Below are 23,662 nucleotides of genomic sequence, written 5' to 3' on the forward strand. Positions count from 1 at the left end.
ACGAGCGGTCCTAGGATTGCCTGATGCCCTCGCTCGGCCAGCTCATCGCGCCGCGGCGCCTCGGAACCGACTTCCGCTGGCTGCTGTCGTCATCGTGGACGAGCAACATCGGCGACGGCATCGCCCTCGCCGCCGCGCCCCTGCTGATCGCGTCGCTGACCTCGTCGCCGCTGCTGGTGGCGGCCGGGGCGATGATGCAGTTCCTGCCCTGGCTGCTGTTCGGCCTGCTGGCCGGCGCCGTCGCCGACCACCACGACCGGCGGCGGCTGGTGATGATCGCCAACGCCGCACGGGCCGTGGTCGTGGCGGCGCTGTGCGTCGTCCTCGTCACCGGTCAGGCCACGGTCTGGCTGGTCCTGGCCACGGCGTTCCTCTACGGTACGGCCGAGGTGTTCGCGGACTCGGCCGGCAGCACCCTTCTGCCGATGCTCGTCCGGCCCGCCGATCTCGGCATCGGGAATGCCCGGATGCAGGCCGGCTAGCTCGTCGGAAACCAACTGGCAGGGCCCCCGCTGGGCGCCTTCCTGTTCGCGCTCGGATCGTTCTGGCCGTTCCTGCTGCAGGTGCTGTGCGTGTCGCTGGCCGTCGTCCTCATCTCGCGCATCGCACGCACGCCGGTGCCGACCGAGCCGTCGGCACCGCGAGAGTCCAAGCTCGGCGCGGTGCGCGAGGGACTGCGATGGCTGCGGGGCAACGCACCCGTGCGGACGCTCATCGTCATCATCCTGGTGTTCAACGTCACGTGGGCCGCCCCGTGGGGCATCCTCGTGCTGTACGCGACCGAGCACCTGGACATGGGCCCCGTCGGCTACGGCGCCCTGACCACCGCGTCGGCGCTCGGCGGCATGGTCGCCATCTTCGGCTTCGGCTGGCTCGAGAAGCGGGTGTCGTTCGCGACCCTCATGCGCGTGTGCCTGTCACTGGAAGTGGTGATGCACCTCGGGTTCGCCCTCTCGACCGCCGCCTGGGCGGCATTCGTCATCATGTTCGGATTCGGTCTGTACGCGTTCATCTGGTCGACGATCTCGACCACGGTCCGCCAGCGCCTCGTTCCGCTCCCGCTGCAGGGCCGCATCGCCTCGGTCAACATGGTGGGGGTCTTCGGCGGTCTCGTCATCGGGCAGTTCATCGGCGGCATCCTCGCGCAGCTGTTCGGGCTGACCGCACCGTGGTGGTTCGCCTTCGCCGGGTCGGCGATCACCTTGGCGCTGGTCTGGCGGTCGATCTCGCACATCGCCGCCGCGAAGCCGGTCCTCGATGCCGAGACGGCGGACGAGGTCGCCTCCGACGCAGAGCCCGGGGACGGCGGCCGTCCGCTGCGGGACTGACATCCGCCGCGCCGGGCGCGGACTCAGTCGGCGAACGAGCCGTAGACGGCGAGGGTGTTGGCTGCGAGCTGCGCGCACAGCTCGTCGATCCCGACGCCGAGTTCGTCGGCGAGGAAGCGCACCGTGACGGGGATGAGGTAGGGCGCGTTCGGCCGACCCCGGTGGGGCGTCGGCGTCAGGAACGGCGCGTCGGTCTCGACGAGGATGCGCTCGATCGGGGTCACCGCGAGGGCGTCGCGGAGGTTCTGGGCGTTCTTGAACGTGACGTTGCCCGCGAAGGAGAGGTAGTACCCGCGATCTGCGGCGACCCGGGCCATCTCCTCGTCGCCCGAGAAGCAGTGGAACACCGTGCGGTCGGGAGCTTCCACCCGCTGCAGCGTCTCGAGCACAGCGTCGTGCGCATCGCGATCGTGGATCTGCATGGCCACGCCGTGCTTCTTGGCCAGCGCGATGTGGGCCTCGAAGCTCTCGAACTGCGCAGGCAGCCCCGCCTCGTCGGTGCGGAAGAAGTCCAGGCCCGTCTCGCCGATCGCGCGCACGCGCGGCTGGGAGGCGAGTTCGTCGATGACGGCGATGGCCTCGTCCAGGCGCCCGGCCTCGCGGTACGCCGGGGCCTCGTTGGGGTGGATCGCGACCGCCGCGAGGACCCGCGGGTCGGATGCCGCGGCCCACGCCGACCAGCGGCTCGACTCGATGTCGCCCCCGGCCTGCACGACCCCGACCACGCCGACCGCGGCGGCGCGGTCGAGCTGCTCAGCGAGCGTGAGCGGCTCGTCGCCGTCCTCGATCTCGAGATGGGCGTGGTTGTCGTACACCGGCACGCGCAGCGGCTCGGGCAGCGCCGGCCACCGGACGTCGCCGCGCCCGTCCTGCGAGCGGATGCGGACGTAGCCCCTCGGGTCGCTCACGCCTGCTCGACGCGAGGGAAGAGCGGAGTGAGCGTCTGGACCGCGGTCCCCGGCTGCAGCCCTCCCCACTCCCCCGCCTCGCGGATCGGCTGGTCGAGGAGGGCGCCGAGCGCGTCGGAGGCGCCGAGCGCGGCCCACAGCTTCGCGGTCGCGATGGGCATCACGGGCGACAGCAGCGTGGCGAGAGCCCGGAGACCCTCGGCGGCGGTGTACAGCACCGTGCCGAGGCGCTCGCGCTGCGCATCGTCCTTGGCCAGCGCCCACGGCTCATTGTCGGTGATGTAGCCGTTCAGCTCGTCGACGATCGTCCAGATCGCCGAGATCGCCTCGTCGATGCGGAAGCGCTCGATCGCGGCGTCGGCCGCCGTCGCGGCATCCGATACCGTCCGCTGGATCGCGAGATCCCCCTCGGCGGGCTCGCCCGGGGCGGGGAGCACCCCGTCGAAATACCGCCCGATCATCGCGACGGTGCGCGAGGCGAGGTTGCCGAAGCCGTTGGCCAGCTCGGCCTGGTACCGCGCCGACAGGTCCTCCCACGAGAACGAGCCGTCCTGGCCGAACGCGATGGCCGACAGGAAGTAGAACCGGTACGCGTCCGAGCCGAACACGTCCGTGATCTCGGTCGGGGCGATGCCGGTCAGCTTGGACTTCGACATCTTCTCGCCGCCGACGAGCAGCCAGCCGTGTGCGAAGACACCGCGGGGCACCTCGACGCCGGCGGCCATCAGCATGGCCGGCCAGATGACCGCGTGGAAGCGCAGGATGTCCTTGCCGACGACGTGGTAGGCCGGCCAGCGGCGGGCGAACTGCTCGGGGTCGGTGCCGTAGCCGATGGCCGTGGCGTAGTTGAGCAGCGCATCGACCCACACGTAGATGACGTGGCTCTCGTCCCACGGCACCTTGATGCCCCAGTCGAAGGTCGACCGCGAGATCGACAGGTCCTTCAGGCCGCTCTTGACGAACGAGACGACCTCGTTGCGCGCCGAGTCGGGCCGGATGAAGTCGGGGACGCTTCGGTAGAGCTCCAGCAGACGGTCCTGGAACTCGCTGAGCTTGAAGAAGTAGTTCTTCTCCTGCAGGAGCTCCAGCGGCTTGGAGTGGATCGCGCAGACCTTGAGCCCCTCGAAGGGACCCGCGCCGTCGACGATCTCGGCCTCGGTCTTGAACTCCTCGCACCCGACGCAGTAGAGCGCCTCGAACTCGCCGGCGTAGATGTAGCCGCGGTCGAAGATCGCCTGCACGAACTCGCGCACCCGCTCCTCGTGGCGCGGCTGCGTGGTGCGGATGAAGTCGTCGTTGGCGACGTCGAGCGTGTCGAGGACGGGGAACCACGACTCGCTGACGAGCTTGTCGACCCACTCCTGAGGCGTGGCGCCGTTGGCCGCGGCGGCGCGCAGCATCTTCTGTCCGTGCTCGTCGGTGCCGGTGAGCATCCAGGTGTCGTCGCCGGCCTGCCGGTGCCAGCGCGCGAGCGTGTCCACCGCAACCGTGGTGTACCCGTGCCCGATGTGCGGGACATCGCTCGGGTAGTAGATCGGCGTGGTGATGTAGAAGGATCGCCCGGAAGTCACCTGGAGATTCTAGTTCGGCGTCGGGACGCGCCCCGCCGTGTGACACCTCGGCGGGCGGCCGCCGCGCCGGGCGCGGCCGTTCACGCGCTCTCGCGCACCACGAGCGTCGTCGGCAGCGTGATGGGGCCGGGGTCCTGCCCGGCGATGACGTCCAGGAGCAGACCGACCATCTCGTCGCTGATGCGATCCCACGGCTGGCGCATGGTCGTCAAGGGCGGCTCGTGGGTGGCGGCGAGGCCGGAGTCGTCGAACCCGGCGACCGCGATGTCCTCGGGAACGCGCAGACCCGCCTTCCGGAGGGTCGCGATCGCACCGGCGGCCATGCGATCGCTTGCGGCGAAGACCGCATCGATGTCGCGTGTGCGCTCCAGCAGCTGCGCCATCGCCGCGGCACCGGAGTCGTGCGAGTAGTCGCCCGTGGCCACGAGGTCGGGGTCGAAGTCGTCGCCGAGCTCGTCGCGGTACCCGACCAGCCGGTAACGCCCGCCGGGGGTGTCGGGCGGGCCGGCGATCATCGCGATGCGCCGGTGGCCCCGCGAGCGCAGATACCGCGTCATCTCGCGCGCCGAGGCGATCTCGTCGACCGACACCGTGGGCACCTCGGCCCGATGACCGAGGGGGATGCCGCAGGCCACGGTCGGGACGCCGGCGGCCAGGAGCTCCTCCAGCAGCGGGTCGGACTCGTGGGAGGAGATCAGCATGACGCCGTCGACGTGGCCGGTGCTGACGAAGTGCGTCACGTTCGCACGCTCCGCGGGGGTGCCGGCCACCAGCAGCACGAGGGTCATCGACCGCTGCGAGAGCGCCTCGGCGGCCCCGCGCAGCAGCAGGGCGAAGGTCGGGTCGTCGAAGAGGAGGTGCTGCGGCTCGGTGAGGAGGAAGGCGAGCGAGCCGGCCCGTCCGGTCGCGAGACTGCGTGCCGCGTGGTTGGCGGTGTAGCCGGTCCGGCGGATGGCCTCCTCGACGGCCTCGCGCGCATCGGGCGACACCCAGTGCCCGCCGTTGATCACGCGCGAGACGGTGCCGCGCGACACCCCGGCCGCCGCCGCGACGTCGCGGATCGTCGGGCGTCGCCGCACGGTCGTCGTCTCGTCCACGTCCGCACTCTACCGGCCCTCGCGGCGGTTCCGTCGACGAGGAGGCCGGAGAACTGGGACCGGTCACAGTTCGGTAACGGTTGGCCGCGATCGGTCGCCTCCCTCCCCGGGGGCAGGTGAGACTGTGACCGGTCCCAGTTACGCGAGCCGGATGCCGCCCCGAGCCGGGCGGGCACCGGTCGCCTCATCCCCGAAACCCGATGGAGTGTTCATGACCTCGCCGCACGCATGGCCCGCGATCAGCGGAATCGCCTACGGAGGCGATTACACGCCCGAGCAGTGGCCCCGCGAGGTGTGGCGCGAAGACGTGGCCCTCATGCACGAAGCCGGCGTGAACCTCGTCAGTGTCGGGATCTTCTCCTGGGCGCTGCTGGAGACCAGCGAGGGCGAGTTCGACTTCGCGTGGCTGGACGAGCTGCTCGACCTGCTCCACACCCACGGCATCGCGGTGGACCTCGGAACCCCCACGGCCTCCCCGCCCGCGTGGTTCTTCGCGCAGCATCCCGACGCCCGGGTGATCACCCGCGACGGCACCGTCATGGGTTTCGGCGCCCGCGGCATGGCATCGCACTCGTCGCCGGCGTACCGCGAGGCGATCGTGCGGATCGCGTCGGCGCTCGCCGAGCGCTACGGCTCGCACCCCGCCGTCGTGATGTGGCACGTCCACAACGAGTACGGCGTCCCGGTCGGCGAGGACTACTCCCCGCAGTCGGTCGCCGCATTCCGCGCATGGCTGCGCGAACGCTACGGGACCCTCGATGCCCTCAACGCGGCGTGGGGGACGACGTTCTGGGGTCAGCACTACGGCGCGTGGGATCACATCGGCGCTCCGGCCGCCGCGCCGTCGGTGGTCAATCAGAGCCAGCGGCTCGACTTCGCCCGGTTCACCGACCACCAGCTGCGGGCGTGCTTCATCGCCGAGCGCGACGCGATCCGCGCCCACGCCGATCAGCCGATCACCACGAACTTCATGGCCAATCAGAGCTGGACGACCGACATGTGGGCGTGGGCGCGAGAGGTCGACATCGTCGCCGACGACCACTACCTGTGGGCGGCCGACGCCGAAGGCGAGATCGGTCTGGCGATCGCCGCGGACCTCACCCGCTCGGTCGGCGGAGGAAAGCCGTGGATCCTCATGGAGCATTCGACCTCCGCGGTGAACTGGCAGCCGCGCAACATCGCCAAGCGTCCCGGCGAGATGGCCCGCAACTCGCTGTCGCACTTCGCGCGCGGCGCCGACGCCGTCCTGTTCTTCCAGTGGCGCGCCTCGCGCTTCGGAGCCGAGAAATTCCACTCCGCGATGATCCCCCACGCCGGGACCGGCTCCCGGGTGTGGCGCGAGGTCGTCGAGCTGGGCGGGGCGCTGCAGCGGGTCGCCGAAGCGCGCGGGTCGCGGGTGCACGCCGACGTCGCGATGCTGTGGGACTTCGAGTCGTTCTGGGCCCAGGACCTGGAGTGGCGCCCGTCGGTGGACATCAGCCACGCGGAGCGGATCCGGGCGTTCTACGAGCGGCTGTGGCGCGACGGCATCACCGTGGACTTCGCCCTCCCCAGCCACGATCTGTCGGCGTACCGCCTCGCGGTCGTCCCCGCGCAGTACCTGCTGAGCGCCGCCGACGCCGAGAACCTCACCCGCTACGTCGCCGGCGGCGGCACGCTGGTCGTGTCGTTCTTCTCCGCCGTCGTCGACGAGCACGACGCCGTCCACGCCGGCGGCTACCTCGCGCCGCTCGCGGACGCGCTCGGCGTGACCGTCGAGGAGTTCCTGCCGCTTCGCGACGGCGACACCTGCACCCTGGACTGGAGCGGCGAGAGCCCCGCGACGCTCGCCGCCGACGCGTGGGCGGAGGATCTCGTCCTCGCCGGCGCCGAGGTCGTGGCGACCTACGCCGACGGTCCGGGCGCCGGCGGACCCGCTATCACGCGGCACCGCCACGGCGCGGGAACCGGCTGGTACATCAGCAGCCGACTGGACGCCGACGGGCTGCGCACGGTCATGGACGCCGTGTACGCCGACGCAGGCGTCACGCCTCCCGCTCATCCCGACGGGCTCGAGGTCGTCGTCCGTCGCGGCGACGACGCCGACTATCTCGTGGCCATCAACCACCGGGACGAACCGGCCGCGCTCGCCGCCTCCGGACACGAGCTCCTCCGCGGCGACGACGTCGCCGGCACCCTGACCATCCCCGGGGGCGGCGTCGCCGTCCTCCGCACCCCCTCGCGGCAGCCGACCGGCCACCGCCCGCCCCTCGGTCGTGAAGACGCGACGACGCAGAGTCACCCGACGACGACCGATCTCTGAAAGGAAACGAATATGCGCACCTCCATCGCATTCGGCGCTCTCGCCCTGACCACCACGGTGGTGCTGGCGGGCTGCAGCTCGGGCGGAGCACCCGAGTCCGCCGAGGAACCCGCCGTCGACGGCAGCGGAGCCGAACTCGTCGTCTGGACCGACGAGGAGCGCGAGCAGGCCGTCGCCGACGCCGCCGCGGCCTTCGAGGAAGAGACCGGCGCGACGGTGACGATCGTGCAGAAGAACTTCGAGGACCTGCGCAACGACTTCATCGCGCAGGTGCCCACCGGCGAAGGCCCCGACATCACCGTCGGCGCCCACGACTGGCTCGGCGCCCTCGTCGCAGCCGGGGTCGTCGACACGATCGACCTCGGCGACACCGCTTCGGAGTTCGAGCAGGTGGCCCTGGACGCCATGACATACGACGGTCAGCTCTACGCGCTGCCCTACTCGCTCGAGACGATCGCGCTGGTCCAGAACGTCGAGATGGTCGGCGAGGAGGCCCCCGCGACGTGGGACGAGATGATCGCCACGGCCGAGGAGGCCGGCGCCGAGCGTCCGTTCGTCATCAACACCGCCGGAGAGACCGGCGACGGCTACACGATGTACGGCTTCCAGACCTCGTTCGGCGCTCCGGTGTTCGTCCAGGACGAAAGCGGCTCGTACACGAGCGAAGTGGGCATGGGCGGCGAGGCCGGCGAGGCCTTCGCGACCTGGCTCGGCGAGAACGGCGCCGACGGCACCGGGATCATCTCGACCACCGTCGACTACGACATCAACAACGAGCTGTTCAACTCGGGCGAGGCGCCGTACACGATCCAGGGACCGTGGGCGATCAGCTCGTACCCGGACGTCGAGGTCGCGGTGAACCCGATCCCCTCCGCGGGCGGCGAGACCGCGGCGCCGTTCGTGGGCGTCCAGGGCTTCTACCTCAGCTCGCAGTCCGACAACGCCCTCCTCGCCCAGGAGTTCCTCGTGAACCACCTCGGCACCGAAGAGGCGCAGCGCGCGCTGTACGAGGCGGACCCCCGCATCCCGGCGTGGTCGGCTCTGGCCGAAGAGGTGTCCTCCGACCCGATCATCGCGGGCTTCCTCGCGTCGGCGCAGAACGGCGTCCCGATGCCGAGCATCCCCGAGATGGGCTCGGTGTGGGATCTCTGGAACGCCGCGCAGGCGCAGATCATCGGCGGCGCCGACCCCGTGTCCACCTGGAACACGATGGTCGAAGACCTCGAGACGACGCTCGCCGGCTGATCCTCCGCGGTCCGTCCCGGGCCGCCCCCGACCGCCGGGAGGCGGGTGAGTGCCTCTCCCCGCCTCCCGGCACCATTCCCCTGACAGGAGCACCCATGTCGGTGACCGCACCCTCCCGTCCCCCGGCGCCCGCCGCGCCGCAGGACTCCGACGCCCACGGGCGCCGCTGGCGCGGCCCCGGCTGGGGGTTCCTCGCCAAGCTCGGCGTGATGGCGCTCGTGAACGCCTTCGGCGTGATGGCCATCCTCAGCGCGCTGCGGGCCGAGTCCTGGGTCATCTTCAGCGTGGCGGTCGTCCTCCTCGTGGTTGCCGACCTCGTCTACTTCACCAAGCGCGCCCTGCCGTTGAAGTACCTGCTGCCGGGCCTGGTGTTCCTCCTGGTGTTCCAGGTGTTCATCTTCGGCTACACCGCCTACATCGCCTTCACCAACTACGGCACCGGTCACGCGGGGTCGCAGGAGCAGGCGGTGGAGGCGGCCCTCATCCAGGGCGAGCGACGCGTCGAGGGCTCACCCACCTACCCGCTCGCCGTGGTCGAGAACGCCGGCGTGCTCGGCTTCGCCGTCGTCGGCGACGGAGGCGTCGTCCAGGTCGGCAGCGCTGACGAGCCCCTCGCCGACGCCCCGCAGGCCGTGGTGGGCGACGGCGGCGCCCCCGCCGAGGTGCCGGGCTGGACGGTCGTCTCGCGCGCCGCCCTCATCTCGGATCAGGCGCTGCAGGACGAGGTCGTGAACCTGCGGGTGCCGGTCTCGGACGACCCCAACGACGGCTCGATCCGCACGCGCGACGGCTCATCGGGCGCGGTCTACCAGTCCACCCTGGTGTGGGATGCCGGTGCCCAGAGCATCACGGACACCAGCACCGGCGCGGTGTACACCGCGGACGATCGGGGGTCTTTCGTGTCGGCGGACGGGCAGCGCCTGCCCACCGGCTGGTACGTCAACGTCGGGTTCGACAACTTCGCGCGGCTGTTCGCCGACCCCGTTCTCGCCCAGACCCTGCTGACGGTGACGGTGTGGACGTTCGCCTTCGCGATCCTGTCGGTGGTGCTGCCGTTCGCCCTCGGCCTCGTCCTCGCGCTCATCTACAACGACGCGCGCCTCAAGGGCCGACGATTCCTGCGGACTCTGTACATCCTCCCCTACGCGTTCCCCGCCTTCATGTCGGCGCTTCTGTTCCGCGGGATGTTCAACGCCGAGTTCGGCGTCATCAACGACCTGTTCTTCTTCGGCGCGAACATCAACTGGCTGGGCGATCCCTGGCTCGCCCGCGGCGCTGTCGTGTGGGTGAATCTGTGGCTCACCTACCCGTACTACTTCCTGGTCTGCACGGGGGCGCTGCAGGCGCTGCCGGCAGACACCCTCGAAGCGGCATCCCTCGACGGCGCCGGCCGCACCCGGCAGCTGCGCTCGATCATCCTGCCGCTCGTGCTCGTGGCCACCGCCCCGCTGCTGATCTCGTCGTTCGCGTTCAGCTTCAACAACTTCACCGTCATCTACATGTTCAACAACGGCGGTCCCGCGATCCCGGGGGCACCATACGCGCTCGGGTCCACCGACATCCTCATCTCGGCGATCTACGACATCTCGGGCGTCTCGGGCGGAGCGGCGGACTACGGTCTCGCGAGCGCCCTGTCGATCATCGTGTTCGCGGTCGTCGGCCTCATCTCGGCCATCGCCTTCCGCCAGACCCGCAAGCTCGAGGAGTTCATGTGATGTCCGTCACCACCGCCTCCCCCACGAAGCGGATGCCGCGCCCCGCCGTCGACCGCAGCGCCACCCGGCGCCGCCGATGGCTGCTGGAGGTGGGCTGGAAGTACCTGCTTGCCGCGTTCGTGATCTTCTACGCGATCTTCCCGCTGGTCTACGTGCTGTCGGCTTCGCTCAACCCCCGCGGCACCCTCGCCGCCAGCAACGCGCTGTTCAGCGTCATCGACGTCGCCAACTTCGCCGCGCTCGCCGAGACGAGCTACTGGACGTGGGCGGCCAACACGCTCATCGTCGGCGGCAGCGCCGCCGTCGGTGCGGTGCTCATGGGCGCCGCCGCCGCCTACGCGTTCTCGCGGTTCCGCTTCTCGGGCCGCCGGGCGAGCCTCACCGGCCTGCTCATCATCCAGATGTTCCCGCAGGCGCTGGCCTTCGTCGCGATCTTCCTGATGCTGCTGGCGCTCGGCGAGGTGGTGCCGGTGCTCGGCATCAACTCGAAGATCGCGCTGATCTGCGTGTACCTCGGCGGCGCCCTCGGCGTGAACACCTTCCTGATGTACGGCTTCTTCAACACCGTCCCCATCGAGATCGACGAGTCGGCGAAGATCGACGGCGCCACCCACGCGCAGATCTTCTGGCAGCTGATCATCCCCCTCGTCACCCCGATCCTGGCCGTCGTGGCGCTGCTGGCCTTCATCGCCGCGTTCGGCGACTACATCATCGCCAAGATCGTCCTGGTGTCCGAGGACAACTGGACGCTCGCGGTCGGGATGTACCAGTGGGTCTCGAACCAGCTCGCCTCCAACTGGGGACTGTTCGCCGCCGGCGCGGTGCTGGCCTCGATCCCCGTCCTCGTCCTGTTCCTGTCGCTGCAGCGCTACATCGTCGGCGGCCTCACCGCGGGGTCCGTCAAGGGCTGACCCCGCACGTCCCGTGATCAACGTCGATCGGAGAAACACCGTGTCCCCCACCCGTCCCCACACCGCCCCCGCATCCCGTGCGGCCGGATCCCCGGCGCGGAGGTCGCCCGCGGCCGCCCTCGCGGCATCCCTCGCCCTGGTCGCGACCGCGACGGTCGCGCCGCCGGCCGCCGCCGCCGAAGAGGGCCCGGTCGACGCCGGCATCGTGGTCGAGAAGGTCGAGAACCTTCCCGCCGACTTCATCAACGGCGTCGACGTGTCGTCGGTGCTCTCGCTGGAGGAGTCGGGCGTCGTCTTCCGCGATGCCGCCGGCGAGCCTGCCGACCTCTTCGACGTGCTCGCCGACGCCGGGGTCACCGACGTCCGGGTCCGCGTGTGGAACGACCCCTTCGATGCCGACGGCAACGGCTACGGCGGCGGGAACGTCGACGTCGAGCGCGCGGTCGAGATCGGAGCACGCGCGACGGATGCCGGGCTCGGCGTGCTCGTGGACTTCCACTACTCCGACTTCTGGGCCGACCCCGCCAAGCAGCAGGCGCCCAAGGCGTGGGCGGAACTCGGCGTCGCCGACAAGGCGGCGGCCGTGCGGGAGTTCACCGCGGACGCGCTGACGCGGTTCGCCGCCGCGGACGTCGACGTCGAGATGGTGCAGGTCGGCAACGAGACCAACAACGCCGTCGCCGGCGTCACCGGCTGGGACGGGATGGCGCAGATCTTCTCGGCCGGCGCCGCCGCCGTGCGAGACGTCCTGCCCGACGCGCTCGTCGCGGTGCACTTCACCAACCCCGAGTCGAGCGGTCGGTACGCCGGATACGCGCAGAACCTCGCCTCACGCGGCGTGGACTACGACGTCTTCGCGTCCAGCTACTACCCGTTCTGGCACGGCAGCCTCGACAACCTCACCACGGTGCTGTCGGACGTGGCGGACACGCACGGCAAGCAGGTCATGGTCGCCGAGACCTCGTGGGCCCGCACGCTCGAGGACGCCGACGGACACCCCAACGTGATCGACACGCCAGCCGAGGCGACCGCGTACCCCGTGAGCGTGCAGGGACAGGCCACCGCGGTGCGCGACGTCATCCAGGCGGTCGCCGACGTCGGCGAGGCGGGGCTCGGCGTCTTCTACTGGGAGCCCGCGTGGCTGACGGTGGGCCCCGCCGACGACCTCGAGCAGAACCGCCGGCTCTGGGAGCGCGACGGGTCGGGATGGGCCACGAGCTTCGCGAACGAGTACGACCCGCACGACGCCGGGCAGTGGTACGGCGGCTCGGCGTGGGACAACCAGGCCCTGTTCGCGAACGACGGCACGCCGCTGGAATCGCTCAACGTCTTCCGGTACGTCCGGACGGGCGCCGTCGCGCCGCGTGCGGTCACCGATGTCGAATCCGTGTCGGTGACGATCGCGGACGGACAGGAGCTCTCCCTCCCCGGCACCGTGGAGGTGACGTACAACGACGGCAGCATCGAGGAGCAGACCGTGACGTGGTCGGAGGCCGCCGCGTGGATCGACGGACCGGGCACGTACCGGGTGTCCGGCACGACCTCGGCCGGTCACGCCACCGCGGCCACGGTGACGGTGACCTCGGAGAACCTGCTGCGCAACGGCGGCTTCGAAGAGGCGGACCGCTCCATGTGGACAACGAGCGGCCAGGGGCTCACGGTCGGGAGCACCGACGATCCTCGGACGGGCACCCGTTCGGCGCACTTCTACGCCGGATCGGCCTTCTCCTTCACCCTCGGCCAGACGGTCACCGGCCTGCCCGCCGGTGAGTACATCGCCCGCGGGGCGCTGCAGGGCGACGGTGAGGATGCCGCGAGCACCGTCGAGCTGTCCCTGTCGAGCTCGTCCGGATCCACCGCGGCGGCACCGTTCGCGATGAACGGCTGGCGCGCCTGGTCGGTGCCCGCGACGGCCGCCGTCGACGTCCCCGAAGGCGGATCGGTGACCGTGGCGGTCTCGGCGGCGCTGCCGGGCGGAGCGTGGGGCACGATCGACGACCTCGAGCTGGTCCGCGCGCTCCCCGAGGGGGCGGACACCACGGGGCTGCGCGGCCTCGTCGAGCGGGCCGAGGGCGTCGACCGGGACCTCTACACATCCGATTCGCTCGCGCGGCTGGACGTCGCCGTCGAGATCGCCCACGTCGTCCTGAGTGCGCTCGCCCCCCAGGACACGACCGTCGATGAGGTCACGACGCTGCTCGAAACGGCGGTCGACGGCCTGGTGACCACCGACGACGCCGTGGAGCCGCCGGCACGGGCGCGACTGTCGCAGGTCGACGCCCCCGGTGCCGACCGGCGCGACGGGGACTACGTCGTCCGGATGAGCCTGCCGCACGGCGTCAACGGCACGTCGCTGCGGGTGTACGAGAACGGCGATCTGCTCGCCACGCTGCCCCTGACGTACGCGGGCGACAGGGCGCAGACCGCCGATCTCGAGATCGCCGGCCGCGCCGCGGGCAGCTACGTCTACACAGGTGAGCTGATCAACTCGCAGGGCGCCACCGCGGTCAAACCGCTCACGGTGCGGGTGGATCCGCGCCCGAGCGGCAACGCTCCGCGCGGCCGCTGAGGCATCACGGTCGGGAGGGCGGGCGGCATCAGCCGTCCGCGCCCTCCCGGCCGAGGGTCGCCTGATACAGCTCCCGTGAGGAGTGACCGGTGTGCGCCGCGACTTCGGACGCGGCATCCTTTCGCCGAACACCCGCAGCGACGAGATCGCGCACCTGCGCCACGGCGTCGGCGAACGACACGGTCCGGGGCTCGGCGCCGGCGACGACGACCACGAGCTCTCCGCGCACGCGGTCGGCCGCCCATTCGACGAGCTCGGCGAGCGTGCCGCGGACGACCTCCTCGTGGAGCTTGGTCAGCTCCCGGCAGACGGCGGCACGGCGGTCGGCGCCGAAGGCGTCGCGCATGGCCGCGAGGGTCTCGGCGATCCGCGACGGCGCCTCGAAGAACACCATCGTGCGCGGCTCCGCCGCGAGGGCCGCGAGGGCCGCCCGGCGCTCCCCCGGCTTCCGGGCGACGAAGCCTTCGAACGTGAAGCGGTCGGTGGGAAGCGCCGAGACGGCGAGCGCGGTGAGGACGGCGCTCGGGCCCGGCAGCGCCGTCACGGTGACGCCGGCGGCTGCCGCGGCGGCGACGACGGCGAACCCCGGGTCGCTCACCGTCGGCATGCCCGCATCGCTGAGAAGGACGACGTCCTCGGTGCGGGCGAGCTCGACCAGATCGCCGGCCCGCTGCTTCTCGTTGTGGTCGTGCAGGGCGATCAGACGGGGGCGGTTGTCGATGCCCAGTCCCGCGAGCAGGCGCTGGGTGGTGCGGGTGTCTTCGGCGGCGACGACGGTGGCGGAGGACAGGACCTCCACGAGCCGGCGGGACGCGTCGCCGAGGTTGCCGATGGGGGTGGCGGCGAGGATGAGCATCACGCCAGCCTAGGCGAGCCGGGGAACGGCAATATCATCAGCGGCGCGATCCGTCAAGGGCCCGGGATCGCGGAGCGCTCCAGGTAGAAAAGGTGAACACCTCTTCGAACCCGACGAACCTGGAGACCTTCACCATGGCGATGACGGCGACGTTCACCCGGACCGCTCTTCCCGCACCCCGGCGCATCCGCTGGGCCTCCGCCGACCGCGGCGTGCTGGTCGGCAACGACGCGGGAACGGCCGCCGGGCGCATCCAGGAGGTCGCCGGCGGGTATGTCGCCATCGACGCCCGCGGTGCGGGGGTCGGACGCTTCGACACGCTGCGCGAGGCCAAGAGCGCGCTCACCGGCATCCGTCGCCGCGGCCGCCGCGGAATGCGGCCCTCGGCCGAGCGGGTCGCGTTCGCCACGGCCACGGTGGCCGGCGCCGTCGCCCTCGGCACCGCCGCGACCGCCATGACGACCCTGTTCGTCTGACACGGCGCACCCCCGCGACCGGCGCACACACGCGGCTCCGGTCGCGAACCTCTGCCGCGGATCAGCGGGAGTCGTGCTTCGGCACGGGGTCGATCTGGTCGACGGCATGACGCAGCCGGTCGAGGCAGTCGACCACCACGCGCATCTCGTCGTCGGTCATCTCCGCCACCGCGGCGATCATCCGCTCGTGCATCGCCCCCAGGGTGCGGCGGACGTCTTCGTCGGTCGCGGGCGTGGGCACCACCACGATGCTCCTCCGGTCGGTCGGGTGGCGCTCGCGCCGCGCGTGGCCGGAGGCCTCGAGGCGATCGATCAGGGCCGTCATGGACGCCGTCGAGATGCCGAGCCGGCGCGTGAGGTCGGACGGGGTCAGGACTCGCCCCTCGCGCTCGGCGTGCAGCAGATGCCGCAGCACCGCCATGTCGTTCTCGCCCATCCCCATCGACGCCCGCGTGCGCGAGCGCATAGCCACCTCGGCGGCGCGGTAGCGACGGAAGGACTGCAGGAGCGCAACGGCGTGACGGCGGTGGGAATCGTCGTCCACGCCGTACCAGTAGCCGCTGTCGGCGGGCTGATCAGCCACGAGACGCATCCTAGCCCCGCTTCCGCGCCGCGACCGGCGGACACCCGCGGTGAGCCTTCGCCGCGCGGCGCCGCCCGTAGGCTTGTCGGGTGACCACCGCCGTCGAGCCGCTCCTGCCCGCGACGCGGCAGTCGCTGTACGACCGCTGGACCGCTCGCCTGCACGCCGACGACCGGCTGCGGCGGCTGTACGCGTGGCTCGGGCCGGCCCTGGTGGTCGTCCTGGCAGGCGTGCTGCGGTTCTGGAACCTCGCCCACCCGCACGACCTGATGAACCAGTTCGACGAGACCTTCTACGTGAAGGATGCGTGGAGCCTCTCGCAGCTCGGGTACGAGGGAGCCTGGCCCGAGAATGCCAACGAGAGCTTCCTGGCGGGCGATGTCGGCGTCTTCTCGACCGACCCCGCCTTCGTGGTCCACCCCCCGCTCGGCAAGTGGATCATCGCCCTCGGAATGCTGACCTTCGGGCCCGAGACCGGCTGGGGGTGGCGGTTCACGACCGCTCTCCTCGGGACGGCCGCCGTTCTCGTGCTGATGCTGCTGGCCCGCCGGATGACCGGCTCGACGAACGTCGCGGTCGTGGCGGGGCTCTTCCTGGCGGTGGACGGGCTCTCGGTGGCGATGAACCGCGTCGCGCTCCTGGACACCTCGCTGACCTTCTTCGTGCTCCTCGCGTTCCTGTTCGTGGTCATCGACCGGGAGCGCACGGCCGGCAGGGTCGCCGCCACGCTGGCAGCCCGCCGCGGCGGCGAGGCCCCTGCGCCGCGGTGGGGACCGCTGCTGTGGAACCGGCCCTGGATCCTCGCCGCCGGGGCCGCCCTGGGCGCCGCGTCGGCGATCAAGTGGTCGGGCGCGTGGGTCCTGGCCGCACTCGGCGTGTACCTGGTCGTCACCGACGCCCTCGCCCGCCGGCGCGCCGGGGTGCTGCTGTGGCCCACCGATGCCGTGCGGCAGGGGGCGGTCACCTTCGTGCTGCTGGTTCCCGTGGCGTTCGTGGTCTATCTGGCGTCCTGGACGGGGTGGCTCGTGACCGACGGCGGCTACGACCGCCACGCGGCCGACGCCGCCCCCGCCACCGGGTTGTGGTCATGGGTGCCGCTGCCGCTGCAGAGCCTGTGGATCTACCACCAGACGATGTACGCCTCGGCGGCGAACATCAACGGCGGGCACGTGTACTCCAGCCCCGCGTGGCAGTGGCCGCTGCTCGTCCGCCCCACCGGCATGTACTACCGGCATACGGCCGTCGGCGAGGACGGCTGCGCCTTCGCGAACGGGTGCACACAGGCGATCGCGAGCATGCCGAACCCGCTCCTGTGGTACGCCGGAATCGCCGCGGTGCTCTACCTGCTCTACCGTTTCGTCGTCGCGCGCGACTGGCGGGACGCGCTGATCCTGGTCGGCGTGGGATCGACGTACGCTCCCTGGCTGCTGTACCCGGACCGCACGATCTTCCAGTTCTACACCGTGCTGATGCTGCCGTTCGTGCTGCTGGCGCTGACTTTCGCACTGCGGACGATCGCCGGTCCCCGGCACGCGGACGACCATCGCCGTCTCACGGGGCAGCGGCTGGTCTGGGTGTTCGTGTGGGTCGCGCTGGGCCTGTCCGCGTTCTGGTACCCGGTCGTGACGGCGATGACCGTGCCCTACGACTTCTGGCACGCGCACATCTGGCTCCCCGGCTGGGCCTGAGCCCGGGCACCGGCGCGGCGCGTGAGGTCGCGGCCGGCGGACCGGTGTGCGGCACGGGTCGGGGTGCCGCGCGCGGCCGGCTCAGGCGGGCGGCGTCGCGGATGCCGCGGCGCGGGCCGCGTGCGGGAGCGCGTCCAGGACGACCGACAGCGCGTCGTCATCGTGCGCAGCGGTGAGGAACCAGGCCTCGAACACGCTCGGCGGCAGCGCCACCCCGCGGTCGAGCATCTCGTGGAAGAAGGGCGCGTACCGCCACGTGTCCTGGGCGCGCGCATCGTCGTAGGTGCGGACGGGGGCGTCGCGGAAGGCGACCGAGAACAGGCTGCCGGCACGCGAGATCACATGCGCGACCCCGGCGGCCTCGAGCGCCGCGCCGAGCGCGGTGCGGACCGTGTCCGCGGCGGCATCCACCCTGCGGTAGACCTCGGCGTCGGCCGCGCGCAGCGTCGCGATACCCGCCGCCACCGCGAGCGGGTTCCCGCTCAGGGTGCCGGCCTGGTAGACCGGCCCGAGCGGTGCGAGCAGCTCCATCAGGTCGGCGCGCCCGCCGATCCCGGCCAGGGGCATCCCGCCGCCGATGACCTTGCCGAAGGTGATGAGGTCGGGGACCCACTCCCCCTCGGCCGCGGTGCCGACCGCACCGGAGCGCTCGAGGCCCCACCAGCCGGCGGGACCGACGCGGAAGCCGGTGAGCACCTCGTCGACGATGAGCAGCGCGCCGTCGGCGTGGACGGCGTCGGCGAGGAACCGGTTGAATCCGGCATCCGGGACCAGGACGCCCGCGTTCGCACCGGCCGCCTCGGTGATGACGGCGGCGATGCGCCCCGGGTGGGCGGCGAAGGCGGCCGCCACGGCCTCGCGGTCGTTGTACGGCAGCACCAGGGTCAGGGCGGCGATGTCGGCGGGCACACCGGCCGACCCGGGCAGGCCCAGGGTCGCGACTCCCGAGCCGGATTCGGCGAGGAGGCCGTCGGAGTGCCCGTGGTAGTGGCCGGCGAACTTCACGATGACGTCGCGCCCCGTGGCGCCGCGCGCGATGCGGATGGCGGTCATCGTCGCCTCGGTGCCCGTCGAGACCATCCGCAGGCGCTCGACGCCGCGCACGCCGTCGACGGTGAGACGCTCGATGACGGCCTCGGCCAGCTCGGTCTCGGCCGGCGTGGATGCGCCGAACGACAGCCCGCGGGCCGCCGCGCGCTGCACGGCGTCGACGACCTCGGGATGCGCGTGACCGAGGAGTGCCGGGCCCCACGAGGCGACGAGGTCGACGTAGCGCCGTCCGGTGACGTCCTGCACGCGGGCGCCTTCGGCGGCGACGATCGACAGCGGCGTGCCGCCGACGGACCCGAACGCGCGGACGGGCGAATTCACGCCGCCGGGGATCACGGCGCGGGCGCGGGCGGCGGCGGCGTCGTTGGTGGCGGAGCCGTGGGCGGCGTCGCTGAGGACGGTCATGCGCGGGAGATCCTTTCGGCGACCTCGATCGCCCAGTAGGTCAGCACGGCGTCGGCGCCGGCGCGGAGGATGCTGACGAGCGACTCGTCGACGGCGCGGTCGCGGTCGATCCAGCCGTGGGCGGCGGCGGCCTCGATCATGGCGTATTCGCCGCTGACCTGGTAGGCCCATACCGGCACGGGGCTGGTGGCGGCCGCGTCGGCGAGGACGTCGAGATAGCTCATCGCCGGCTTCACCATGACGATGTCGGCGCCTTCGTCGATGTCGAGGGCCACCTCGCGTGCGCCTTCGCGTCGGTTGCCGGGATCGAGCTGGTACGTGCGGCGGTCGCCCTGCAGCGACGACTGCACGGCCTCGCGGAACGGACCGTAGAAGGCCGAGGCGTACTTCGCCGCGTAGGCCAGCAGGGCCACGTCACCCCGCCCGGCGTCGTCGAGCGCGGCGCGGATGACCGCGGTCTGGCCGTCCATCATCCCCGACATCCCCAGCAGCTGGGAGCCGGAGGCCGCCTGGGCGAGCGCCATGTCGCGGTACCGCTCGAGGGTGGCGTCGTTGTCGACCAGGCCCCGGTCATCGAGGACGCCGCAGTGCCCGTGGTCGGTGAACTCGTCCAGGCACAGGTCGGTCTGCACGACGAGGGCGTCGCCCGCCTCGGCGACGGCGACCTCGGTCGCGATGTTCAGGATGCCGTCGGCGGCGGTCGCGCCGGATCCGGTCGCGTCCTTGTGCTCGGGCACGCCGAAGAGCATCACTCCGCCGATGCCGGCGGCGGCCGCGCGCTGCAGCTCGACCTTCAGCGAGTCGAGCGAGTGCTGCACGACGCCCGGCATGGACGAGATGGGGACCGCGGCGTCGGCGCCCTCGCGGACGAACAGCGGAAGGACGAGCTTCGCCGGATCGATGCGGGTCTCGCCGGTCAGGCGACGCCACGCGGGTGTGGCGCGCAGGCGCCGCGCACGGACGGCGGGGAACGACGCGGTCATCGGTCCTCCTCGGGGCGGGCGCCGAGCGGCGCCAGGTCGGCGGCCCCGGCAGCCAGCAGCTCGGCCGAGACGCGCTCGGCCAGGTCGGCGGCGGAGTCGTCGTCGAGCACGGCGGCGTGCGAGCTCGTCAGCTGCGCACTGCCGTCGACGCGGTAGATCCGCGCCGTGAGGAACAGCATCCCGTCCTCGACGAAGGAACGCGCGCCGATCGGGGCGGCGCACCCGGCCTCCAGGCGTGCCAGCACACCCCGCTCGGCCTCGGCGGCCAGGCGCGTGGAGCGGTGGTCGACGCGCGCGGCGAGCGCCTCGTCGCCGGTGCGGGTCTCGACGGCCAGCGCGCCCTGCGCGGGGGCGGTGGGCCAGCGGTCGAGGTCGAACAGCTCGGTCGCGGCGTCGGAGCGCCCGAGGCGCTCCAGCCCTGCAGCGGCGAGCACCACCGCGTCGAGCCCGCGCTCCGGGTCGGCGTCGCCGACGCGCGCGAGCCGCGTGTCGATGTTGCCGCGGATGTCGACGACGTCGAGGTCGGGCCGGCGCGCGGCGAGCTGGGCGCGGCGGCGCGGCGAGCCGGTTCCGACGCGAGCGCCCTCGGGGAGGGTCTCGAGAGTGAGTCCGTCCCGCGCGCACAGGGCGTCCCGCGCGTCGGCGCGGCGCGGCACCGCCGCGATCGACAGCCCGTCGATGGGCGCGGTCGGAAGGTCCTTGTACGAGTGCACGACGGCATCGACCTCGCCGGCCAGCAGGGCCTCGCGCAGGGCCGCGGCGAACACGCCCGCCCCGCCGAGCGACGCCAGCGACGCCGTGGAGCGGTCCCCCTCCGACTGGATGATGACGAGCTCGCCGCCGAGGGCGTCGGCCACGGTGCCCGCCTGGGCCGTCGCCAGCGCGCTGCCGCGGGTGCCGATGCGCAGCGTCACGCCACCACCTCGGCGACCTCATCGGCCGTGATCATGCGTCCGGTGAAGAACGGCACCTCTTCGCGCACGTGGCGTCGGGCTTCGGTGGCCCGCAGGTACCGCATGAGGTCGACGAGGTCCACCGGGTCGTCGGCCTCGAGGGCCAGCAGCCATTCGTAGTCGCCGAGCGCGAAGCTCGCCACGGTGTTGGATTGCACCTGCGGGTAGTCGCGTCCCTTCAGCCCGTGCTCGCGCAGCATCTGGCCGCGCTCCTCTGCGGGCAGGACGTACCACTCGTAACTGCGGACGAAGGGGTACACCGTCACCCACTGCTTGGGCGGCAGACCGCGCGAGAACGCCGGCGCGTGGTCGCGGCTGAACTCGGCCTCGCGGTGGACGCCGAGCGCGTTCCACGTCGGAAGCAGCGGGGCGAGCTCGCGCGAGCGACGGAGCGTGCGCAGATCCGCCTGCAGCCCCTCCGCGGTGTGTCCGGTGAGCCACAGCAGGATGTCGGCGTCGGCGCGGAGGCCCGAGACGTCGTAGATCGCGCGCAGGCTGGGCAGGTCGGCGGCGAGATGCGCCAGGGAGGTCGGCTCCCCGGGGGCCGACGCGGGGTGCGGGTCGCGGCGGAGCACGGCCCACAGGGCGTAGTGGTCGACCGGGGTGCTGTCGTTCTCGTTCTCGCTCACGGTTCCATCCTCTCCCGTCCGGGCGCATCCGGACTCGTCGATGACGCGTCGAGAAGGGTGCGGGCGACCCCCTCGGCGTGTCCCACCACCGCGGCCAGGCCCGTGCCCCCCGCGGTCTCGCCCACCACCGGCATCCCGGGTGCCTCGTCCCTCTCGGCGCGTCGCCAGGTGATCGCGACGGCGTCCTCGATCTCGACCACGGGCGCGCCGAGCAGCACGCCGAGGTCGCGTGCGGCCGTGGTCGCGGCATCCGCGGGCTCGCAGTCGTACGACAGCCGCACGGCATGACGACCCGGGAGCGCATCGGCGATCCACGACCATTTGGCCGTCAGGTGGGTCAGCGCGCGGGCGGTGACGCCGGGGGCGTCGGGGGCGACGAGGATGCCGGTGCCGCGCGGAGCGCGATCGAGGGCCGGGGCGTCCACGACGAGTGTGACGAGGGTGAGCACTCGGCCGGCCTGTTCACGGTTCGGGTCGGGCATGGCGCGGACGACATGGCCCCGCGCGCGGACGCCGTCGACGGTGAGGCCGTCGGCGGTGATGTCCTCGACGACGCGGCCCGTCTCGATGCGCGCGCCGGCAGCGACGGCGTCCGCGGCGAGCGCGTGCGGAAGGCGGTGCATGCCGCCGCGGATCCCGGCGACCTGCGACCCCGCCGGCGCCGCGGCGCGAAGGGAGGCCACCGCCGCCGCGAGGGACCCATGGGCGAGCACGCGCGCGCGAAGGCCGGGCACCGCCGACTCGACCGGCACGTCGTCGGCATCGCGGGAGTGGACGCCGCGGACGACCGGCCCGACGAGTCCGTCGACGACTCCCGCTCCCATGCGCGCGCGCACGAGCGCGCCGAGCGTGGCGGCATCCTGCCCCACCTCCGCCGGCAGGAGCAGGTCGAGGCGGGCGCGCATTGCCGCGCGGCGGCCGATCACGCGGGCGACGTCCCGTGCCGCGGGGTCGCCGGGGATGCCGAGGATGCCGGTGGACGGCAGCGGCACGGCGGTGCCGTCGGAGCGGTGCAGCCACGCCGGCGCGGGGCTGGGGGTGACGATGTCGTCGGCCATGCCGAGTTCTGCGACGAGGGCGGCCACGACGCCGCCGCGGGTCGCGAAGGACTCGGCCGCGGCGTCGAGGTCGACGCCGGCCACGCGGATCGGCGCGACCTGACCGCCGACGCGGTCCGCGCGTTCGAAGACGCGCACGGGGCGACCCGCGAGCGCGAGGCGCCGGGCGAGGACGAGCCCGCCCACGCCCCCTCCGGCGATGAGGACCTCAGAGGTCATGCACGAGGTCCACGATCCGGCTGAGCACGTCGGGGTCGGTCTCAGGCGGCACGCCGTGCCCGAGGTTCACGATGTGCGCGGGCGCCGCGGCGCCGCGCTCGACCACGTCGCGGACGTGGCGCTCGATGAGCGGCCAGGGCGCCGTGAGGAAGGCCGCGTCGATGTTGCCCTGCAGCGGAACGGCACCGCGGAGCCGGCGGTTGGCCTCGTCCAGCGGCAGGCGCCAGTCGATGCCGACGACGTCGGCTCCGATGCCGGGAAGGACGTCGAGCACGTCGCCCATGCCGAGCCCGAAGTGGATCTTCGGCACGTCCAGGCCGCGCAGCGCGTCGAAGGCACGACGGGAATGGGGGCTGACGCGGCGCACGTAGTCGTCGCGCGAGAGCGACCCGGCCCATGAGTCGAACAGCTGCACCACGCTCGCACCGGCGAGGACCTGCGCCTTCAGGAACGCGCCGGTGACGTCCGCACACCAGTTCAGCAGCGTGGACCACGTGCGCGGGTCGGTGCGCATCAGCGCGCGGGTGCGCAGCTGATCCTTGGACGGCCCGCCTTCCACGAGATAGCTGGCGAGGGTGTACGGAGCACCGCCGAAGCCGATGACCGGACGATCGCCGAGCTCGGCCGCGACGATGCCGACGGCCTCGGAGATCGGGGCGAGCGCCTCGGGCTCGATCGGTCGGAGTCTGAGCACGTCCGAGGCGGTGCGCACCGGCTCGTCGAGCACGGGTCCCCGGCCGGGGACGATGCGCACACCCACCCCGGCGAGCAGGACGGGCACGACGATGTCGCTGAAGAACACGGCCGCGTCCACATCGTGGCGACGCACCGGCTGCAGGGTGATCTCGGCGGCGAGGGCGGGGTTGAGGCACGCGTCGAGCATGTCGGTCCCCACGCGCAGTTCGCGGTACTCGGGAAGCGACCGGCCCGCCTGCCGCATGAACCACACCGGAAGGGTTTCGGGCCGGTCGCCGCGCGCGGCCCGCACGAGGGGCGCGGCGGCGGTGCGGCCGCTCGCGAGCGGGTGGTCGACGGGCAGCGAAATGACGGCGGATGACACCCGACAAGGGTACGCGGCCCGTCTCCGTGAAGGTGTCGGGAACGACCGGTAGAATC

At 72.2% G+C, this 23,662-nt stretch carries 18 protein-coding genes and 1 pseudogene; 8 read left to right on the forward strand and 11 right to left on the reverse strand.

Annotation, left to right across the window (positions count from 1 at the left end):
• The first annotated feature begins 23 nt into the window (after positions 1 to 23).
• Positions 24 to 1,328: pseudogene (locus Q9S36_RS07815) on the forward strand (MFS transporter).
• Positions 1,329 to 1,351: 23 nt separating this feature from the next.
• Here the strand turns inward: Q9S36_RS07815 and Q9S36_RS07820 are convergent.
• The 3 genes from Q9S36_RS07820 to Q9S36_RS07830 all read right to left on the reverse strand — a co-directional run bounded on the left by Q9S36_RS07820 (position 1,352) and on the right by Q9S36_RS07830 (position 4,904).
• Positions 1,352 to 2,236 carry a TatD family hydrolase gene (locus Q9S36_RS07820; protein WP_311284634.1) on the reverse strand — a complete coding sequence of 295 codons (885 nt, stop codon included), beginning with the start codon at positions 2,234 to 2,236 and terminating at the stop codon, positions 1,352 to 1,354.
• A complete protein-coding gene (gene metG / locus Q9S36_RS07825) occupies positions 2,233 to 3,807 on the reverse strand; it encodes a methionine--tRNA ligase (RefSeq protein WP_311284635.1) in 1,575 nt (524 codons plus the stop codon). Before metG ends, Q9S36_RS07820 begins: the two co-directional genes overlap by 4 nt.
• Positions 3,808 to 3,887: 80 nt before the next feature.
• The gene (locus tag Q9S36_RS07830; RefSeq protein WP_251450489.1) at positions 3,888 to 4,904 is read right to left on the reverse strand and encodes a LacI family DNA-binding transcriptional regulator; all 1,017 of its coding nucleotides are present in this window, start codon (positions 4,902 to 4,904) and stop codon (positions 3,888 to 3,890) included.
• Between the two features lie 211 nt (positions 4,905 to 5,115).
• Between Q9S36_RS07830 and Q9S36_RS07835 the strand changes: the two genes are divergently transcribed.
• The 5 genes from Q9S36_RS07835 to Q9S36_RS07855 all read left to right on the forward strand — a co-directional run bounded on the left by Q9S36_RS07835 (position 5,116) and on the right by Q9S36_RS07855 (position 13,646).
• On the forward strand, positions 5,116 to 7,206 hold the full coding sequence (locus Q9S36_RS07835; protein ID WP_311284636.1) for a beta-galactosidase: 2,091 nt from the start codon (positions 5,116 to 5,118) through the stop codon (positions 7,204 to 7,206).
• A 12-nt stretch (positions 7,207 to 7,218) separates the two neighbouring features.
• The gene (locus tag Q9S36_RS07840) at positions 7,219 to 8,451 is read left to right on the forward strand and encodes an extracellular solute-binding protein (RefSeq protein ID WP_311284637.1); all 1,233 of its coding nucleotides are present in this window, start codon (positions 7,219 to 7,221) and stop codon (positions 8,449 to 8,451) included.
• Positions 8,452 to 8,546: 95 nt separating this feature from the next.
• Positions 8,547 to 10,166: an ABC transporter permease subunit gene (locus tag Q9S36_RS07845; protein WP_311284638.1), complete on the forward strand. Its 1,620-nt coding sequence runs from the start codon at positions 8,547 to 8,549 to the stop codon at positions 10,164 to 10,166.
• On the forward strand, positions 10,166 to 11,077 hold the full coding sequence (locus Q9S36_RS07850; protein WP_396653730.1) for a sugar ABC transporter permease: 912 nt from the start codon (positions 10,166 to 10,168) through the stop codon (positions 11,075 to 11,077). Before Q9S36_RS07845 ends, Q9S36_RS07850 begins: the two co-directional genes overlap by 1 nt.
• A 40-nt stretch (positions 11,078 to 11,117) precedes the next feature.
• Positions 11,118 to 13,646: a glycosyl hydrolase 53 family protein gene (locus Q9S36_RS07855; protein WP_311284639.1), complete on the forward strand. Its 2,529-nt coding sequence runs from the start codon at positions 11,118 to 11,120 to the stop codon at positions 13,644 to 13,646.
• 28 nt (positions 13,647 to 13,674) lie between these two features.
• Here Q9S36_RS07855 and rsmI read toward each other — a convergent pair whose 3' ends face one another.
• Positions 13,675 to 14,502, reverse strand: coding sequence for a 16S rRNA (cytidine(1402)-2'-O)-methyltransferase (gene rsmI / locus Q9S36_RS07860; protein WP_311284640.1), 828 nt, complete (start codon positions 14,500 to 14,502; stop codon positions 13,675 to 13,677).
• 92 nt (positions 14,503 to 14,594) lie between these two features.
• On the opposite strand from rsmI, the gene Q9S36_RS07865 reads away from it, so the two are divergent.
• Positions 14,595 to 14,978: a hypothetical protein gene (locus Q9S36_RS07865; protein ID WP_311284641.1), complete on the forward strand. Its 384-nt coding sequence runs from the start codon at positions 14,595 to 14,597 to the stop codon at positions 14,976 to 14,978.
• A gap of 61 nt (positions 14,979 to 15,039) precedes the next feature.
• Here the strand turns inward: Q9S36_RS07865 and Q9S36_RS07870 are convergent, their stop codons facing one another.
• The gene (locus Q9S36_RS07870) at positions 15,040 to 15,570 is read right to left on the reverse strand and encodes a MarR family winged helix-turn-helix transcriptional regulator (RefSeq protein ID WP_396653731.1); all 531 of its coding nucleotides are present in this window, start codon (positions 15,568 to 15,570) and stop codon (positions 15,040 to 15,042) included.
• A gap of 80 nt (positions 15,571 to 15,650) precedes the next feature.
• Between Q9S36_RS07870 and Q9S36_RS07875 the strand changes: the two genes are divergently transcribed.
• Positions 15,651 to 17,249: a glycosyltransferase family 39 protein gene (locus Q9S36_RS07875; protein ID WP_311284643.1), complete on the forward strand. Its 1,599-nt coding sequence runs from the start codon at positions 15,651 to 15,653 to the stop codon at positions 17,247 to 17,249.
• Between the two features lie 81 nt (positions 17,250 to 17,330).
• Here the strand turns inward: Q9S36_RS07875 and Q9S36_RS07880 are convergent, their stop codons facing one another.
• From Q9S36_RS07880 to hemE, 6 genes are read right to left on the reverse strand one after another with little or no spacing between them, the layout of a single operon-like run.
• The gene (locus tag Q9S36_RS07880; protein WP_311284644.1) at positions 17,331 to 18,704 is read right to left on the reverse strand and encodes a glutamate-1-semialdehyde 2,1-aminomutase; all 1,374 of its coding nucleotides are present in this window, start codon (positions 18,702 to 18,704) and stop codon (positions 17,331 to 17,333) included.
• Positions 18,701 to 19,687: a porphobilinogen synthase gene (hemB, locus tag Q9S36_RS07885; RefSeq protein ID WP_251450509.1), complete on the reverse strand. Its 987-nt coding sequence runs from the start codon at positions 19,685 to 19,687 to the stop codon at positions 18,701 to 18,703. Before hemB ends, Q9S36_RS07880 begins: the two co-directional genes overlap by 4 nt.
• Positions 19,684 to 20,601: a hydroxymethylbilane synthase gene (gene hemC, locus Q9S36_RS07890; RefSeq protein ID WP_311284645.1), complete on the reverse strand. Its 918-nt coding sequence runs from the start codon at positions 20,599 to 20,601 to the stop codon at positions 19,684 to 19,686. The genes hemB and hemC overlap by 4 nt, the downstream gene beginning before the upstream one ends.
• On the reverse strand, positions 20,598 to 21,269 hold the full coding sequence (gene hemQ / locus Q9S36_RS07895; protein ID WP_311284646.1) for a hydrogen peroxide-dependent heme synthase: 672 nt from the start codon (positions 21,267 to 21,269) through the stop codon (positions 20,598 to 20,600). The genes hemC and hemQ overlap by 4 nt, the downstream gene beginning before the upstream one ends.
• Positions 21,266 to 22,546 carry an FAD-dependent oxidoreductase gene (locus Q9S36_RS07900; protein WP_311284647.1) on the reverse strand — a complete coding sequence of 427 codons (1,281 nt, stop codon included), beginning with the start codon at positions 22,544 to 22,546 and terminating at the stop codon, positions 21,266 to 21,268. Before Q9S36_RS07900 ends, hemQ begins: the two co-directional genes overlap by 4 nt.
• Positions 22,536 to 23,591 (reverse strand): uroporphyrinogen decarboxylase, encoded by a 1,056-nt coding sequence (hemE, locus tag Q9S36_RS07905; protein ID WP_311285065.1) that lies wholly within the window; start codon positions 23,589 to 23,591, stop codon positions 22,536 to 22,538. Before hemE ends, Q9S36_RS07900 begins: the two co-directional genes overlap by 11 nt.
• Positions 23,592 to 23,662: the final 71 nt, after the last annotated feature.

The organism is Microbacterium sp. ARD31 (genome assembly GCF_031844425.1).

Coding starts and splice junctions, on each gene's coding strand:
- Q9S36_RS07835 (WP_311284636.1), top strand. CDS start 5,116: ATGACCTCGCCGCACGCATGGCCCGCGATCAGCGGAATCGCCTACGGA.
- Q9S36_RS07840 (WP_311284637.1), top strand. CDS start 7,219: ATGCGCACCTCCATCGCATTCGGCGCTCTCGCCCTGACCACCACGGTG.
- Q9S36_RS07845 (WP_311284638.1), top strand. CDS start 8,547: ATGTCGGTGACCGCACCCTCCCGTCCCCCGGCGCCCGCCGCGCCGCAG.
- Q9S36_RS07850 (WP_396653730.1), top strand. CDS start 10,166: ATGTCCGTCACCACCGCCTCCCCCACGAAGCGGATGCCGCGCCCCGCC.
- rsmI (WP_311284640.1), bottom strand. CDS start 14,502: ATGCTCATCCTCGCCGCCACCCCCATCGGCAACCTCGGCGACGCGTCC.
- Q9S36_RS07870 (WP_396653731.1), bottom strand. CDS start 15,570: ATGCGTCTCGTGGCTGATCAGCCCGCCGACAGCGGCTACTGGTACGGC.
- Q9S36_RS07880 (WP_311284644.1), bottom strand. CDS start 18,704: ATGACCGTCCTCAGCGACGCCGCCCACGGCTCCGCCACCAACGACGCC.
- hemB (WP_251450509.1), bottom strand. CDS start 19,687: ATGACCGCGTCGTTCCCCGCCGTCCGTGCGCGGCGCCTGCGCGCCACA.
- Q9S36_RS07900 (WP_311284647.1), bottom strand. CDS start 22,546: ATGACCTCTGAGGTCCTCATCGCCGGAGGGGGCGTGGGCGGGCTCGTC.